Origin of the sequence: Arthrobacter sp. SO3 (assembly GCF_020532825.1) — a bacterium.
Lineage (GTDB): Bacteria > Actinomycetota > Actinomycetes > Actinomycetales > Micrococcaceae > Arthrobacter.
The window spans coordinates 75,953-89,730 of the sequence record NZ_MQTS01000241.1 but is presented as its reverse complement, the minus strand read 5'-3'; the positions used below and the strand labels follow the sequence as shown (position 1 = coordinate 89,730).

General features: G+C 68.3%; 12 protein-coding genes. 9 read left to right on the top strand and 3 right to left on the bottom strand.

Translation table 11 applies throughout. The features are described from left to right. Positions 1–59: 59 nt before the first annotated feature. The 3 genes from tsaB (at position 60) to BJQ90_RS20810 (ending at position 2,496) form a co-directional block, all read left to right on the top strand. Entirely contained in the window at positions 60–731 is a 672-nt protein-coding gene (gene tsaB / locus BJQ90_RS20820; protein WP_226762079.1) for a tRNA (adenosine(37)-N6)-threonylcarbamoyltransferase complex dimerization subunit type 1 TsaB, read from the top strand. A gap of 137 nt (positions 732–868) precedes the next feature. Continuing rightward, the gene (gene rimI / locus BJQ90_RS20815; RefSeq protein WP_226762088.1) at positions 869–1,336 is read left to right on the top strand and encodes a ribosomal protein S18-alanine N-acetyltransferase; all 468 of its coding nucleotides are present in this window, start codon (positions 869–871) and stop codon (positions 1,334–1,336) included. After that, on the top strand, positions 1,333–2,496 hold the full coding sequence (locus tag BJQ90_RS20810; protein WP_226762078.1) for a tRNA (adenosine(37)-N6)-threonylcarbamoyltransferase complex transferase subunit TsaD: 1,164 nt from the start codon (positions 1,333–1,335) through the stop codon (positions 2,494–2,496). The genes rimI and BJQ90_RS20810 overlap by 4 nt, the downstream gene beginning before the upstream one ends. A 21-nt stretch (positions 2,497–2,517) precedes the next feature. On the opposite strand, the gene BJQ90_RS20805 is transcribed toward BJQ90_RS20810, so the two are convergent. Next, positions 2,518–3,669 (bottom strand): glutamate--cysteine ligase, encoded by a 1,152-nt coding sequence (locus BJQ90_RS20805; protein WP_226762077.1) that lies wholly within the window; start codon positions 3,667–3,669, stop codon positions 2,518–2,520. Positions 3,670–3,901: 232 nt separating this feature from the next. Here BJQ90_RS20805 and BJQ90_RS20800 point away from each other — a divergent pair, with 232 nt between their 5' ends. Then, on the top strand, positions 3,902–4,723 hold the full coding sequence (locus BJQ90_RS20800) for a shikimate 5-dehydrogenase (RefSeq protein ID WP_319004675.1): 822 nt from the start codon (positions 3,902–3,904) through the stop codon (positions 4,721–4,723). A gap of 47 nt (positions 4,724–4,770) precedes the next feature. On the opposite strand, the gene BJQ90_RS20795 is transcribed toward BJQ90_RS20800, so the two are convergent. Continuing rightward, positions 4,771–6,063 carry a class I SAM-dependent methyltransferase gene (locus BJQ90_RS20795; RefSeq protein WP_226762076.1) on the bottom strand — a complete coding sequence of 431 codons (1,293 nt, stop codon included), beginning with the start codon at positions 6,061–6,063 and terminating at the stop codon, positions 4,771–4,773. 57 nt (positions 6,064–6,120) lie between these two features. Between BJQ90_RS20795 and BJQ90_RS20790 the strand changes: the two genes are divergently transcribed. The 3 genes from BJQ90_RS20790 to groL all read left to right on the top strand — a co-directional run bounded on the left by BJQ90_RS20790 (position 6,121) and on the right by groL (position 8,754). After that, entirely contained in the window at positions 6,121–6,552 is a 432-nt protein-coding gene (locus BJQ90_RS20790) for a hypothetical protein (protein WP_226762075.1), read from the top strand. Positions 6,553–6,770: 218 nt separating this feature from the next. Then, complete coding sequence (groES, locus tag BJQ90_RS20785) at positions 6,771–7,067, top strand: co-chaperone GroES (RefSeq protein WP_056635831.1); 297 nt, start codon at positions 6,771–6,773, stop codon at positions 7,065–7,067. A gap of 76 nt (positions 7,068–7,143) precedes the next feature. Continuing rightward, positions 7,144–8,754, top strand: a complete 1,611-nt coding sequence (gene groL / locus BJQ90_RS20780; protein WP_226762074.1) for a chaperonin GroEL — start codon at positions 7,144–7,146, stop codon at positions 8,752–8,754. A 147-nt stretch (positions 8,755–8,901) separates the two neighbouring features. Here the strand turns inward: groL and BJQ90_RS20775 are convergent, their stop codons facing one another. Then, positions 8,902–9,870 carry a DUF389 domain-containing protein gene (locus BJQ90_RS20775; protein WP_226762073.1) on the bottom strand — a complete coding sequence of 323 codons (969 nt, stop codon included), beginning with the start codon at positions 9,868–9,870 and terminating at the stop codon, positions 8,902–8,904. 146 nt (positions 9,871–10,016) lie between these two features. Here BJQ90_RS20775 and BJQ90_RS20770 point away from each other — a divergent pair, with 146 nt between their 5' ends. Together BJQ90_RS20770 and guaB are read left to right on the top strand one after the other, a co-directional pair. After that, positions 10,017–12,095, top strand: coding sequence for an acyltransferase family protein (locus BJQ90_RS20770; RefSeq protein ID WP_413463725.1), 2,079 nt, complete (start codon positions 10,017–10,019; stop codon positions 12,093–12,095). Positions 12,096–12,274: 179 nt separating this feature from the next. Further along, positions 12,275–13,778 (top strand): IMP dehydrogenase (guaB, locus tag BJQ90_RS20765; RefSeq protein WP_226762072.1); only part of this gene is annotated, 1,504 nt, incomplete at its 3' end.

Sequence of the window (13,778 nt, the reverse complement as noted above, 5' to 3'; positions counted from 1 at the left end):
CCTGTACTCCCCGCCCCCGCTGAGACCGGGCCCGCGCCCCACACCCCGGAAGGGAACTGATGCTGATCCTTGCCATTGACACCTCGGCCGTGGCCAGCGCCGCGCTTGTCTCCGATGACACCCCGGAGTCCCTCGTGGGCAGCTTCGCCACCGAGGACACCCGCAGCCACGCCGAAGTGCTGGCGCCGGGAATCGAGGCGCTCCTCGCCGAGGCCGGCCTGGGCGGCGCCGACATTGACGCGGTCGTCACCGGGGTGGGGCCGGGCCCGTTCACCGGCCTGCGCTCGGGCATCGTCACGGCCCGGACCCTCTCGTTCGTGTGGGGCAAACCGCTCTACGGCCTGATGAGCCTGGACGCCATCGCCCTGGAAGTGGCGGAGTCCACCGACGCGGCGCCGGAGTTCCTCGTCGCCACGGATGCCCGGCGGAAAGAGGTCTACTGGGCCCGGTACGCCCTCGCGGGCAGCCAGCTGCCGCGGCTCCTGGATGGCCCGCACGTCGGCTTCGCCGCGGATCTGCCAGAGCTTCCGGTCTACGGAGCCGGCGCCGGCCTCTATGCCGACGTCCTCAAGGCTGTCCCCGAGTTCAGCTCCCGCCAGCCGGAGGCCCTCTCGCTGGGCCAGTTCGCCCTCGCTCGCCTCGCCGCAGGGGAGCAGCTGCTCGATTCCACGCCGCTCTACCTGCGCGAGTCCGACGCCCAGGTTCCCGGGCCGCGGAAGCGGGCGCTGTGAACGCCCGGTCCGGAGGACCGGACAGCGGACACGGAGCAGGACAGGACAGCGGACAGGGCGCAGGACAGCGCCCGGCACAGGGCGCAGAGCCCGCAGCCGGACAGCCAAAGGTGCCGGGCGGTGTGACCCTGCGGGAGATGACCGCGGCGGACATCCCCGCCGTGCACGAACTCGAGCGCAGGCTGTTCCCGGTGGATGCCTGGCCGCTGCAGATGTTCGTCGATGAGTTGGCGCAGGCCGAAACGCGGCACTACCTCGTGGCCGAGCGGGCCGGAAAGATCGTGGGCTACGCCGGGCTGATGTGCATGGAGCCGATCTCGGACGTCCAGACCATCGCCGTCATCCCGGAGCATGAAGGCCAGGGCATCGGGTCGGCACTGCTCACCGAGCTCATCCGGGAAAGCCGGCGGCGCCGTGCCGAGGACGTGCTTCTGGAGGTCCGGGCCGACAATCCCCGCGCGCAGCAGCTCTACCGCCGCTACGGATTCCAACAGATCCACATCCGGCCCCGCTACTACCGCGACGGCGTCGACGCACTGATCATGCGGCTGCGGCTCGGCACCCGCGGACCCGACACCACGCCCAGGGAAGCAGACCGCCCATGAACAGCACCCAGCAGGACCAGCCGCTGGTCCTTGGCATCGAATCCTCCTGCGACGAGACCGGTGTCGGGATTGTCCGCGGCACCCGTCTGCTGACCAACACCGTGTCCTCCTCCATGGATGAGCATGTCCGGTTCGGCGGCGTGATCCCCGAGATCGCCTCCCGCGCCCACCTGGACGCCTTCGTGCCCACGCTCCGGGAGGCGCTGGCCGAGGCCGGGGTGACCCTGGAAGACATCGACGCGATCGCCGTCACGTCCGGCCCGGGGCTCGCGGGAGCCCTGATGGTGGGGGTCTGCGCGGCCAAGGCGCTCGCCGTCGCCACGGGCAAGCCGCTCTACGCCATCAACCACCTCGTCGCGCATGTCGGCGTCGGGCTGCTGCAGACCGACGACGGCGGCCCGCTGGCCCCCGCCGGCTCCCCGCCGGAGAGCGTCTCCCCGGAGAGCGCCTCCCCGGGGAACGCCTCACGGGAGAACACCCTGCCGGAAAATCTGGGCGCGCTGCTGGTCTCCGGCGGGCACACCGAAATCCTGCGGATCCGGAACATCACCGGGGACGTTGAGCTGCTCGGGTCCACAATCGACGACGCCGCCGGCGAGGCCTACGACAAGGTGGCCCGGCTCCTGGGCCTGGGCTATCCGGGCGGGCCGGCCATCGACAAGCTGGCACGCACCGGCAACGCCAAAGCGATCCGCTTCCCGCGCGGCCTCAGCCAGCCCAAATACATGGGGACCGCGGAAGAACCCGGGCCGCACCGCTACGACTGGTCCTTCAGCGGACTCAAGACCGCCGTCGCACGCTGCGTGGAGCAGTTCGAGGCGCGCGGCGAAACGGTGCCGGTGGCGGACATCGCCGCCGCCTTCCAGGAGGCCGTGGTGGACATTATTACCTCCAAGGCGGTGCTGGCCTGCCGGGAACACGGCATCACCGAACTGCTGCTCGGCGGCGGCGTGGCGGCGAATTCCCGGCTCCGCCAGCTCACAGAACAGCGCTGCAGCGCCGCCGGAATCCGGCTGACCGTCCCGCCGCTGGCGCTGTGCACGGACAACGGCGCCATGGTCGCGGCCCTTGGCGCCCAGCTGGTGATGGCAGGGATCGCGCCGAGCGGCATCGCGTTCGCACCCGACTCCTCGATGCCCGTCACCACCGTCTCCGCCTGAGACCCGCCGGCGAAAGCGGGACTAGGCTTCGGGGCCCTTGCGCATCTGCTGGACCAGGTCCAGGACGACGGCGCGCAGGTCGCCGCCGTGCTCCGCCGCCACGCGCCGCTGCCGCTGGTACCCGGCGCCGCGCTCGATGATCTTCAGGACGTCGGCCAGTTCGGCGACGCAGTCCAGCTTCACGGCGACGGGTTCCAGCCGGGCGACGGTTTCGCGGATGTGGTCGGTGACGAGCTGTTCGTTGCCCTCGGCGTCGAGGATGATGATGGCGTCCAGGCCGTAGCGGGCCGCCCGCCATTTGTTCTCCTGCACATGCCAGGGCGGCATGGTGGGGATGGTCCCGCCGTTGTCCAGCGTGGTGGAGAACTCGTCGACGAGGCACTGCGTCAGGGCGGCGATGGCGCCGACTTCCTCGAGCGAGGCCAGGCCGTCGCAGATGCGCATCTCGATGGTGCCGAAATGCGGGACAGGCCGGATGTCCCAGCGGATTTCGGAGAGTGAGTCGATCACCCCGGTGGTGAACATGTCCTGGGCGTAGGACTCGAAGTCCTCCCAGCTGGCGAACTGGAAGGGCAGGCCGGCGGTGGGCAGCTGCTGGAACATCAGGGCGCGCTGCGAGGCGTATCCGGTGTCCTCGCCGCCCCAGAACGGGCTGGAGGCGGAGAGCGCCTGGAACTGCGGGAAGTAGTTCACCAGGCCGTCCAGGACGGGGAGGACCTTGTCCCGGCTGTCCAGGCCCACGTGCACGTGGACGCCGTAGATCACCATCTGCCGGCCCCACCACTGGGTGCGGTCGATGAGCTTGGCGTAGCGCTCCTTGTCCGTCACCGGCTGCAGCTGCGGGGGGCTGAAGGGGTGGCTGCCGGCGCAGAAGATCTCGACGCCCATCGGATCCGTGACGTCACGGACGGCGGCGAGGGAGCTGCTCAGGTCCGCTTTGGCCTCGGCCACGGTGTTGCAGATTCCGGTGACAAGCTCCACCGTGTTCAACAGCAGCTCCTGCTTGATGTGCGGGTGCTCGTCGTCCTCGTTCAGTTCGGGATGCCGTGCGGCGACCCCGCGGAGGACTTCCTTGGCCACGGAGGCAAGCTCCCCGGTTTCCGCGTCCACGAGGGCAAGTTCCCATTCCACACCAAGAGTTGATTGCCTGGATGAAGCGAAATCAATCTTCATGTGGTCCCTTCATTGTTGTGCTGTCCGTTTCCATGCCGCGGCCGGCTTTCGTCATGGGCGGACTCGCCGGACAGTTGGCGAGGCAACGGTGGCTCAAGTCTAGTGCAGGGGCGGCCTGCAGCCGGTGGCCGGACTGCAGCGGAAACGTGAAAGTGTTCACAAAAACCGGCCGGATGGCGGTACTGCGTCCGGGAGCAGGGCGGCCCGGGGCCGCCTGGCGTTTAATGGAGGGGTGCCCATCCTGAATAAAGACATGACCCTCTGCATCTCGCTCTCGGCCCGCCCGAGCAACAACGGGACGCGCTTCCACAACCACCTGTACGAACAGCTCGGCCTGAACTGGATCTACAAGGCCTTCGCCCCGACCGACCTCGCGCAGGCGATCGCCGGCGTGCGCGGCCTCGGAATCCGCGGCTGCGCCGTGTCGATGCCGTACAAGGAGGACGTCATCGCGCTCGTGGATGTGATGGACCCATCCGCGAAAGCTATCGACTCGGTCAACACGATCGTCAACGACGGCGGAAGCCTCACCGCCTACAACACCGACTACACCGCGATCGAGCAGCTGCTGCAGCGCAACGCCGTGCCGGCCTCCTACTCGGTGCTGCTCAAGGGCGCCGGCGGGATGGCGAAGGCGACGGCGGCGGCACTGCGCGACGCCGGGTTCCGCGACGTCACCGTGATCGCCCGCAACGAGGAGGCCGGGCGGGCGCTCGCCGGGCTCTATGGTTTCGGCTGGCGCGCCGACGCCGATCCGTCCCTGGCGGCCGACATGATCATCAACGTCACGCCGGTCGGCATGGCGGGCGGGCCCGACGCCGGCTCCCTGTCCTTCCCGCAGGAATCGGTGGACGCCGCGAAGGTGGTGTTCGACGTCGTCGCGCTGCCGGCCGAAACCCCGCTGATCAAGGCCGGCCGGGCGGCCGGCAAAACCGTGATCACCGGTGCCGAGGTCGCGACCATCCAGGCGCTGGAGCAGTTTGTGCTGTACACCGGCATCCGGCCCACCGACGATCAGGTCCGGGCCGCCGAGGACTTCATGCGGGCCCAGTAGCCTCCGCTAATCCGGCAGCCCGGAATGCCGCCGTCCGGCGGCCTGCCCTAGACCGGTTCCACCGAAATGGCCACCCGCTCCTCGCCGATCCTGGTGAGGACCAGGGTGGCTGTTTTCTTGCCCTTATTCTTACTCCCTCCGGTCTTCCCTCCGGTCTTCCCTCCGGTCTTCCCTCCGGTCTTCCCTCCGGTCTTCCCTCCGGTCTTCCCTCCGGGGAGGAGCTGTTTGCGCAGTTCCTCCGGAGTCACCGACGTGCCGCGCTTCTTGATGTCCAGCACCCCGATGCCCTGGTCCTTGACCCACGCCTTGAGCGCCTTGACGTTGTAGGGCATCACGTCCAGGACCTTGTAGGCCCGGGCAAACGGGGTGTCCTGCAGTTCCGGGGCGCAGATGTAGGCGATGTGCTCGTCCACGAGGTGCCCGCCCAGCTGGAGGGCGACGTCGGCCACCAGGCCCGCCCGGATGACGGCGCCGTCGGGCTCGTAGAGGTACCCCTCGACCGGCCCCACCGGGGCGACCGGACCGCCGTCGAAGTCCTCGGCGCTGGTGAGTTCCGCCGCACCCGCGGGGCCGAGCAGCAGCGCCGCCCGCCGGATCCCCGGACGCCGGACCGCGTTGAACCACAACCCCACTTCGGTGACGTCCCCGCCCACCGAAACCCACTGGGCTTCGCAGCCCTTGGGAACCGAATCGTGCGGCATACCCGGGCCCATCTTCACACCCACGGCCAGGCCGGCGCCGGCAAGGGACTCGGCGAAGGACAGCGGCGGGGAGAAATCCTCCGGATCCCAGAGCCGTTTCGTCCCCGAGGTCGAGGTGGTCCGGCGGGCCGGGTCCAGCCAGACGCCGTCGATCCCGTCCAGGGCCACTGTGGTCGCGTCGGAATGGACCACCGTGGCGTTCCGGAACGGGATCAGGTTCATCGTGGCGCAGGCGGCCGTCGTCTCGTCCATTTCCACGGCCGTGACCTGGAGGTCCAGCGAGGCGAGCGCCATCGCGTCGGCGCCGAGGCCGCAGCCAAGGTCCGCCACATGCTGCACGCCCGCCCCCGCGAAGCGCTGCGCGTGCCGTGCCGCCACGGTCAGCCGGGTGGCCTGCTCCAGGCCCGCCTGGGTGAAGATCATCTGCCGGGCGAACTCGCCGAACTTGGCCTCGGCCTTGGTCCGCAGCCGCGACTGGGTGAGCACGGCCGAAACGAGCTCGGGGGAGTGGCCGGCCTTCCGGAGGGAGGCGTTAAGACGGAACGCTTCATCCTCCCGGTACGGGCCAAGTGACGCCAGCAGCTCCCAGCCTTCGGGGTTGAGGAGCGGGGCGATCTGGTCCTGCGGTGCGTCAGCCATGGAATCAAGCCTAGTTCAGGGCGCCGCCGGAGCTGTGCGCCCGATAGGGTTGACGGCATGGATGACAGCGGTACGGCAGACAGCGGCATGGACGAAACCTACCCGGACGACGGCGCCGCACAGCAGGACGCCGACGGCGGCCGCCCCGCCCGCCAGGGACTCGCCCGCTGCGCCCGGCCCGCGCTCATCGCCGGCGGCATCATCGCCGTCGTCTGCGTGGCCCTGCTGGTGATCATCTTCCTGCTGGACTCCTTCAACGCCACCGTCTACTCCGTCGGCGGCAAGTCCGTCACGGACGCCACCGACGAGGCCAAGGCCATCCGGGAAAACTACGCCGGGGTCCGTGCCGGCGGCATCGCCTTCCTGGTCATGGGGGCTGCCCTGGCCGCGGCGGGAGCCCTGGTGATCTACCGGCACCGGAACGATGCCGGCGCCGATGACGGGGACACCGGTGAAGACGTCGACTTCGAGGACCTGGGCGGACGCTGATCCGGCAGCGCCCAGCGTTCGCCGGGGACATAATTCTGGCACTCGCCTTGACCGAGTGCTAACTCCTTACATAGAGTCGTGCTTAGCACTCTCCCCAGGAGGGTGCTAACACCTGAAGCTTTATCAGCCAGGCTGCTGCCGGCACCGCGACGACGGTCTGTACGCTTTGGCCCCACAGCTTTAATGTCCACGAATTTGCTGACGAAAAGGAGAGGTCATTGTCGGTCTCTATTAAGCCTCTTGAGGATCGTATTGTTGTCCGCCCGCTCGAAGCCGAGCAGACCACGGCTTCCGGCCTGGTTATCCCGGACTCCGCGCAGGAAAAGCCGCAGGAAGGCGAAGTTGTTGCAGTAGGCCCCGGCCGCTTCGACGACAACGGCAACCGCGTTCCGATCGACGTCGCCATCGGCGACGTTGTGATCTACTCCAAGTACGGCGGAACTGAAGTCAAGACCGGCGGCACCGAGTACCTCGTGCTGTCCGCCCGCGACGTCCTGGCGATCGTCGTAAAGTAACTCTCTTGGACCCCGCGCCGCCGACCCCTCTCTGACGGGTCAGTTGCGCGGGGTTCTGTCTTGAAAGGACAAAACCATGGCAAAGCAGCTTGCGTTTAACGACGCTGCCCGCCGGTCGCTTGAAGCCGGCATCGATAAGCTCGCCAACACGGTCAAGGTGACGCTTGGCCCCCGCGGCCGCAACGTCGTGCTGGACAAGAAGTGGGGCGCCCCCACAATCACCAACGATGGCGTCACCATCGCCCGTGAAGTCGAGCTGGACGACCCGTACGAAAACCTTGGCGCGCAGCTTGCCAAGGAGGTCGCCACCAAGACCAACGACGTCGCCGGCGACGGCACCACCACCGCGACGGTGCTGGCACAGGCCCTCGTCAAGGAAGGCCTCCGCAACGTTGCGGCCGGCGCCGCCCCGGGCCAGATCAAGCGCGGCATCGAGGTCTCCGTGGAGGCCATCGCCGCCCGCCTGCTCGAAAACGCCCGCCCGGTCGAAGGCACCCAGGTCGCCAACGTCGCCTCCATCTCCGCCCAGAGCGACGAGATCGGCGAGCTGCTGGCCGAGGCCTTCGACAAGGTCGGCAAGGATGGTGTGATCACCATCGAGGAATCCTCCACCACGCAGACCGAACTGGTCCTCACCGAGGGCATGCAGTTCGACAAGGGCTACCTGTCCCCGTACTTCGTCACCGACGCGGAACGCCAGGAAGCTGTCCTCGAAGACGCCTTGATCCTGATCAACCAGGGCAAGATCTCCTCCGTCCAGGACTTCCTGCCGCTGCTGGAAAAGGCACTGCAGAGCTCCAAGCCGCTGTTCATCATCGCCGAGGACGTCGACGGCGAGGCACTGTCCACGCTGATCGTCAACCGCATCCGTGGCACCCTGAACGTCGTTGCCGTCAAGGCCCCGGGCTTCGGAGACCGCCGCAAGGCCATGCTGCAGGACATCGCCACCCTCACGGGCGCACAGGTTGTCTCGCCGGAACTGGGCCTCAGCCTGGACACGGTCGGCCTTGAGGTGCTGGGCACCGCACGGCGCATCACCGTCACGAAGGACAACACCACGATCGTTGACGGTGCCGGTTCGGCAGAGGACGTTGCAGCCCGGGTTTCCCAGCTGCGCGCCGAGCTGACCCGCACCGACTCCGACTGGGACAAGGAAAAGCTGCAGGAACGCCTGGCCAAGCTGGCCGGCGGCATCGGCGTGATCAAGGTTGGCGCTGCCACCGAGGTCGAGCTGAAGGAAAAGAAGCACCGCATCGAGGACGCAGTGTCCTCGACCCGTGCTGCCCTTGAAGAAGGCATCGTGGCCGGCGGCGGCGCCGCCCTCATCCACGCCCTCAAGGCGCTCGACGAGGACCCTGCCGTCCAGGCCCTCGAAGGTGACGCGGCTGCTGCTGTCGGCATCGTCCGCCGGGCACTGACCCAGCCGCTGCGCTGGATCGCCCAGAACGCCGGCTTCGACGGCTACGTCGTCGTCGCCAAGGTGGCCGAATCCGCCAACAACCAGGGCTTCAACGCCAAGACCGGCGAATACGAAGACCTGATCGCTGCCGGCGTCATCGACCCCGTAAAGGTGACGCGTGCGGCCCTCCGCAACGCGGCGTCCATCGCGGCACTGGTGCTCACCACGGAAACCCTCGTGGTCGAGAAGCCCGCCGACGATGACCAGCACGCGGGCCACCAGCACTAAGGTCCACCAGCGTTAGGGTCCTCGGCACGAAGCTTCGCCGGCGGCCCTTTCGCCGGCGCCGCAGGGCCGCCAGGACCAGCTAGACGAAAGACCGGACCAGCACCAGCTGGTCCGGTCTTTCGTTGTGTCTGGCCCCGCCGGCGCGGATCAGCTCCCGGAACGCAGGGCCTTCCGGCGCAGCCGCAGGGCTGCACCCCGCGGCAGGCGCTTGGTGACCAGCCGGTAAAAGACCAGGACGGCAGCTGCGGCGGCCACGATTCCCACGAGGTTCAATCCGAGCTGGAGGGCCGAACCGGCCGCCTTCTGGTACTCGCCCAGGACCAGCGCCACCGCCACGAACCCCGCGGCCGGCACCGTGGTCACGGAGATGAAGACCCCGATCAGCGCAGCGGACCGCCGGCTGATCACGGACAGCATCCCGGCAGTCCCGGCCAGCACGGCAACGATCAGCGAATAGGGCCCCGGGTGATAGATGAACTCGACGGCGGAGCCGCGGTCGAGCACGTCCGGGGGAAAGAGGCCCAGCGGCACGGACAGCCACGCCGTGAGGGCCGCCGCCAGCATGGCCACGGGAAAGCCGATGCCGAGCGCCAGGGCGGCGCTGCGTCCCAGCTGCCATTGCCGCCGCACAAGGGCCACGGCCAGGGCCGCCAGCGGGCCGAATTCCGGCCCCACCGCCATGGCCCCGACAATGGCGATGGTGGAATCCGTGACGATCCCGATGGCCGCCAGCTGGGTCGCCAGAATCAGGAAGGCCAGGTAGCTCCAGGTGAGGCGGGAGTCTTCGCCCGTCTGCCGGGACACCTCATCCCAGATCACGGCATCCGCGCCCTCGCCCGGGGCGTCGGCGGTGGCCTTGTCGGCCCGGTCGGAGAGCACCAACTCCGGCATGCTGACCGAGACCGAACCCAGTTCCTGGACATTCAAGGCCTGCAGTTTCTCCACGAGCCGCTCCACCGATTCCCGTGCCAGCAGGACATGGATGATGTCCCCGGGCGGAAGGACGGAGGCGCCGCGCTGCCGCGAAACTTCCGCGACGCCAAGCTCGCCGGTGCAGCAGTCCATGACGGCGGCGGACAACTTTTCCGGGACACAAATGCGCAGCTGTGCGATCACGATGCGGCCTCCTCTGGCTCGTTACAGGGTAGCCTCCGGGGCCGCAGATGGCCGCCGGCGGGATGGCCCCGGCACCGCTGTGATTGGCCAGAAAAAATACGGATCGGTAACATTGAGGCTTTGGAAACCGCCCTGGAGGGTCACGAGTGTCGAACGAGCGAACCATAGCCACCCCGCAGGCTGCGGCGGTGGATGCTCAAACGCGCGCAAGACCGGGCTACCGTCCCGAAGTCCAGGGCCTCCGGGCGCTCGCGGTCCTGATGGTGGTCACCTACCACGTGTGGCTCGGGCGCGTGTCCGGCGGGGTTGACATCTTCCTGCTGATCTCGGCGTTCCTGATGACCCTCAGCTTCGCCCGCAAGGTCGAGGGCGGCAAACCCCTGCGGCTCCTGAGGCACTGGCTGCACCTGCTCAAGCGGCTGCTTCCCGCCGTCGTTGTGGTGATCCTCGGCGTCCTGGCCGGCACCCGGCTGATCCTGCCCGAGAACCGCTGGCCGGACGTGCTGGACCAGGCCTGGGCGTCCCTGTGGTACCGGCAGAACTGGCTCCTGGCGGACACCGCCGTCGACTACTACGCGCAGGACCACTCCGGGGCCAGCCCGCTGCAGCACTTCTGGTCGCTGTCCATCCAGGGCCAGGTCTTCCTGCTGTGGCCGCTGGTCTTTGCCGCCGCTGCCCTGCTGTGGCGGTTCCTGCGCAGGACCGGCTTGGGCGACCGGGTGAGCTACGCCGCCCTGCTGGCCGCGGCCTTCGGCGCGATCTTCGTGGCGTCGCTGGTGTTTTCCATCGGGCAGACGGCCACCAACCAGTCCTACGCGTACTTCGACACCCGCACCCGGCTCTGGGAATTCGCGCTCGGCTCGCTGCTGGCCCTGGCGCTGCCGCACCTCAAGCCCGGCAAAACGCTGCGTGTGGTCCTCGGCTGGACCGGCGTCGCCGCGATGCTCTCCTGCGGCCTCCTGCTCACCGTGGACCGCGCCTTCCCCGGCTTCATCGCGCTGTGGCCGACGCTGGCCGCAGCCGCCATCATTGTGGCCGGACAGAGCGGCAGCCGCTTCGGGGTTGACCGCTTCCTGACCTGGAAGCCGCTGGTGGCCCTCGGGGATAACTCCTACGCCCTGTACCTCTGGCACTGGCCGCTGCTGGTGCTGGGCCTCGCCGGGATGGGCATCCCCGCGCCGGACCTGGTCCAGGGCCTGGCGATCGTGGCCGCCTCAATCGTGCTGGCCGTGCTGACCACCCGGTTCGTGGAGAAGCCGCTGCGCGAGTGGCACTGGCCGCAGCGCCGGGTCTGGCGCACCGCCGTCGTGATCGCAGCATGCGGCGCGCTGCTGGCCGGACCGGTGTCCGTGTGGCAGAGCAGGATCCTGGCAGACGAGGCGGCTGCCGCGGCGCAGCCGAGGGAATTGACCCCCGGCGCCGCCGCCCTGTCGCCCGAGAATGCGGGCAAGCCCACGCCGGATGCCAGGATCATCCCGGCTCCGGCCGCGATGAAGAACGAGTGGGCTGACATCGACGGGCTCTGCACGGAGGACAACGTCCCCAGCGACCCGCTGCTGGCCGGGTGCCTGCAGAACAGCCGCCCGGACACCGTCACCAAACGCATCGTGGTGCTCGGCGACTCCCACGCCCAGCAGTACATGGCGGCGCTCGGCCCGGTCGCCCGAAGCCACGGCTGGGAGGTCGTCGCCCTCCTGAAGGGCAACTGCCGCTTCGGCGGGGAATCCCCGGAACGGGACGCCGAATGCAACGCCTTTAACCAGGCCAGCGCCAAGTACGTCCTGGACCGCAGGCCCGACGCCGTCTTCACCGTCGCCTCGCTGACCCACAAGGACGCCCCCTTCGAAACCGAGGTGCCGGACTACCTTGAAGGCATCCAGGCCTTCACCGGCGCTGGCATGGAAGTGGTGGGCATCCGCGACAACCCGCGCTTCAACATGAACATGCCCGAATGCGTCCAGAAGAACGGGCCAGAGGCCCCGAAGTGCAGGGTGCCGCTGCAGGAATCCCTGGCCGACTCCTCACCTCTGGACGCCTACCGGGGGAGGGTGCCCGGGCTGCACCTGATGGACCTGAGCGACTTCATCTGCGCCGACGGGATGTGCCCGGCCGTCGTCGGGAACGTGTACGTCTACAAAGACGACAACCATCTGACCAAGACGTACGTCCAAAGCATGATCCCCATGTTCGAACAGCGCCTGCTGGCAGCCACCGGCTGGAGCTGACCCGGCGGCGTCACCCGGCCGGTGCCGTTGCTCACATTACTGCCCCGGAATATGGGGATCGCCGCCAAGGTTCTAGTATTTATTCAACACTTCTGCACAGGCCATGCCCGTAATGACGGGCTGGTCATCTGTTGCAACCCCTACCCGTGAACCCAAAACCCAAGGTAAGAGGCGCACTCATGACCCAGCCCGAACACAACCCCTTCGGCTTCATCGGACTGACCTACGACGACGTCCTGCTGCTGCCCGGCCACACGAACGTCATCCCCTCCGAGGCTGATACCTCCTCCCGGATCTCCAAGCGCATCACGGTCCAGACGCCGCTGCTCTCCGCCGCGATGGACACGGTCACCGAATCGCGGATGGCGATCGCGATGGCCCGCCAGGGCGGCCTCGGCGTCGTCCACCGCAACCTCTCCATCGCCGACCAGGCGGACCAGGTGGACCGGGTCAAGCGCAGCGAATCCGGCATGATCACCAACCCGCTGACCATCGGCCCGGAAGCCACCCTGGCGGAACTGGACGAAATCTGCTCGCACTACCGGGTCTCCGGGCTGCCCGTGGTGGACGAGGGCATGCGGCTGCTGGGCATCGTCACCAACCGCGACACCCGCTTCGTGCCGGAAGCTGATTTCCCGATCCGGCTGGTCAGCGACGTCATGACCAAGATGCCCCTCGTCACCGGGCACGTCGGCATCAGCCGCGAGGAAGCCTCGCACAAACTGGCGACCAACAAAATCGAAAAGCTCCCGCTCGTTGACGAGCAGGGCCGGCTCAAGGGCCTCATCACCACCAAGGACTTCACCAAGGCCGAGCAGTACCCGCTGGCCACCAAGGACGATGCAGGCCGGCTGCGCGTGGGAGCGGCCATCGGGTTCTTCGGTGACGGCTGGGAGCGCGCCATGGCCCTGATCGACGCCGGGGTGGACGCCCTCTTCGTGGACACCGCCAACGGCCACTCCCAGGGCGTTCTGGACATGATCCGCCGGCTGAAGTCCGATCCGGCGGCGGATCACGTGGACATCATCGGCGGCCAGGCCGCCACCCGCGAAGGCGCCCAGGCGCTCATCGACGCCGGTGCCGACGGCATCAAGGTCGGTGTTGGTCCCGGATCCATCTGCACCACCCGCGTGGTCGCCGGCGTCGGCGTCCCGCAGATCACCGCCATCTACGAATCCGCCAAGGCCGCCATCCCGGCGGGCGTGCCGCTGATCGCCGACGGCGGGCTGCAGTACTCGGGCGACATCGGCAAGGCCCTGGTCGCCGGCGCGGACACCGTTATGCTCGGCTCCCTGCTCGCCGGCTGCGACGAGTCCCCGGGTGACCTGATCTTCGTCAACGGCAAGCAGTTCAAGCTCTACCGCGGCATGGGTTCCCTTGGGGCCATGCAGACCCGAGGCAAAAACACCTCCTACTCCAAGGACCGCTACTTCCAGGCTGATGTCTCCGGCGATGACAAGCTCATCCCGGAGGGCATCGAGGGCCGGGTCGCCTACCGCGGCCCGCTCGCCTCGGTGGCGTACCAGCTGGTGGGCGGCCTCCGCCAGACCATGTTCTACACCGGCGCACCGACCGTGCCGGAGCTGAAGGCCCGCGGGAAGTTCGTCCGGATCACGGCGGCCGGACTGAAGGAGTCCCACCCGCACGACATCCAGATGACGGTGGAGGCACCGAACTACGGTT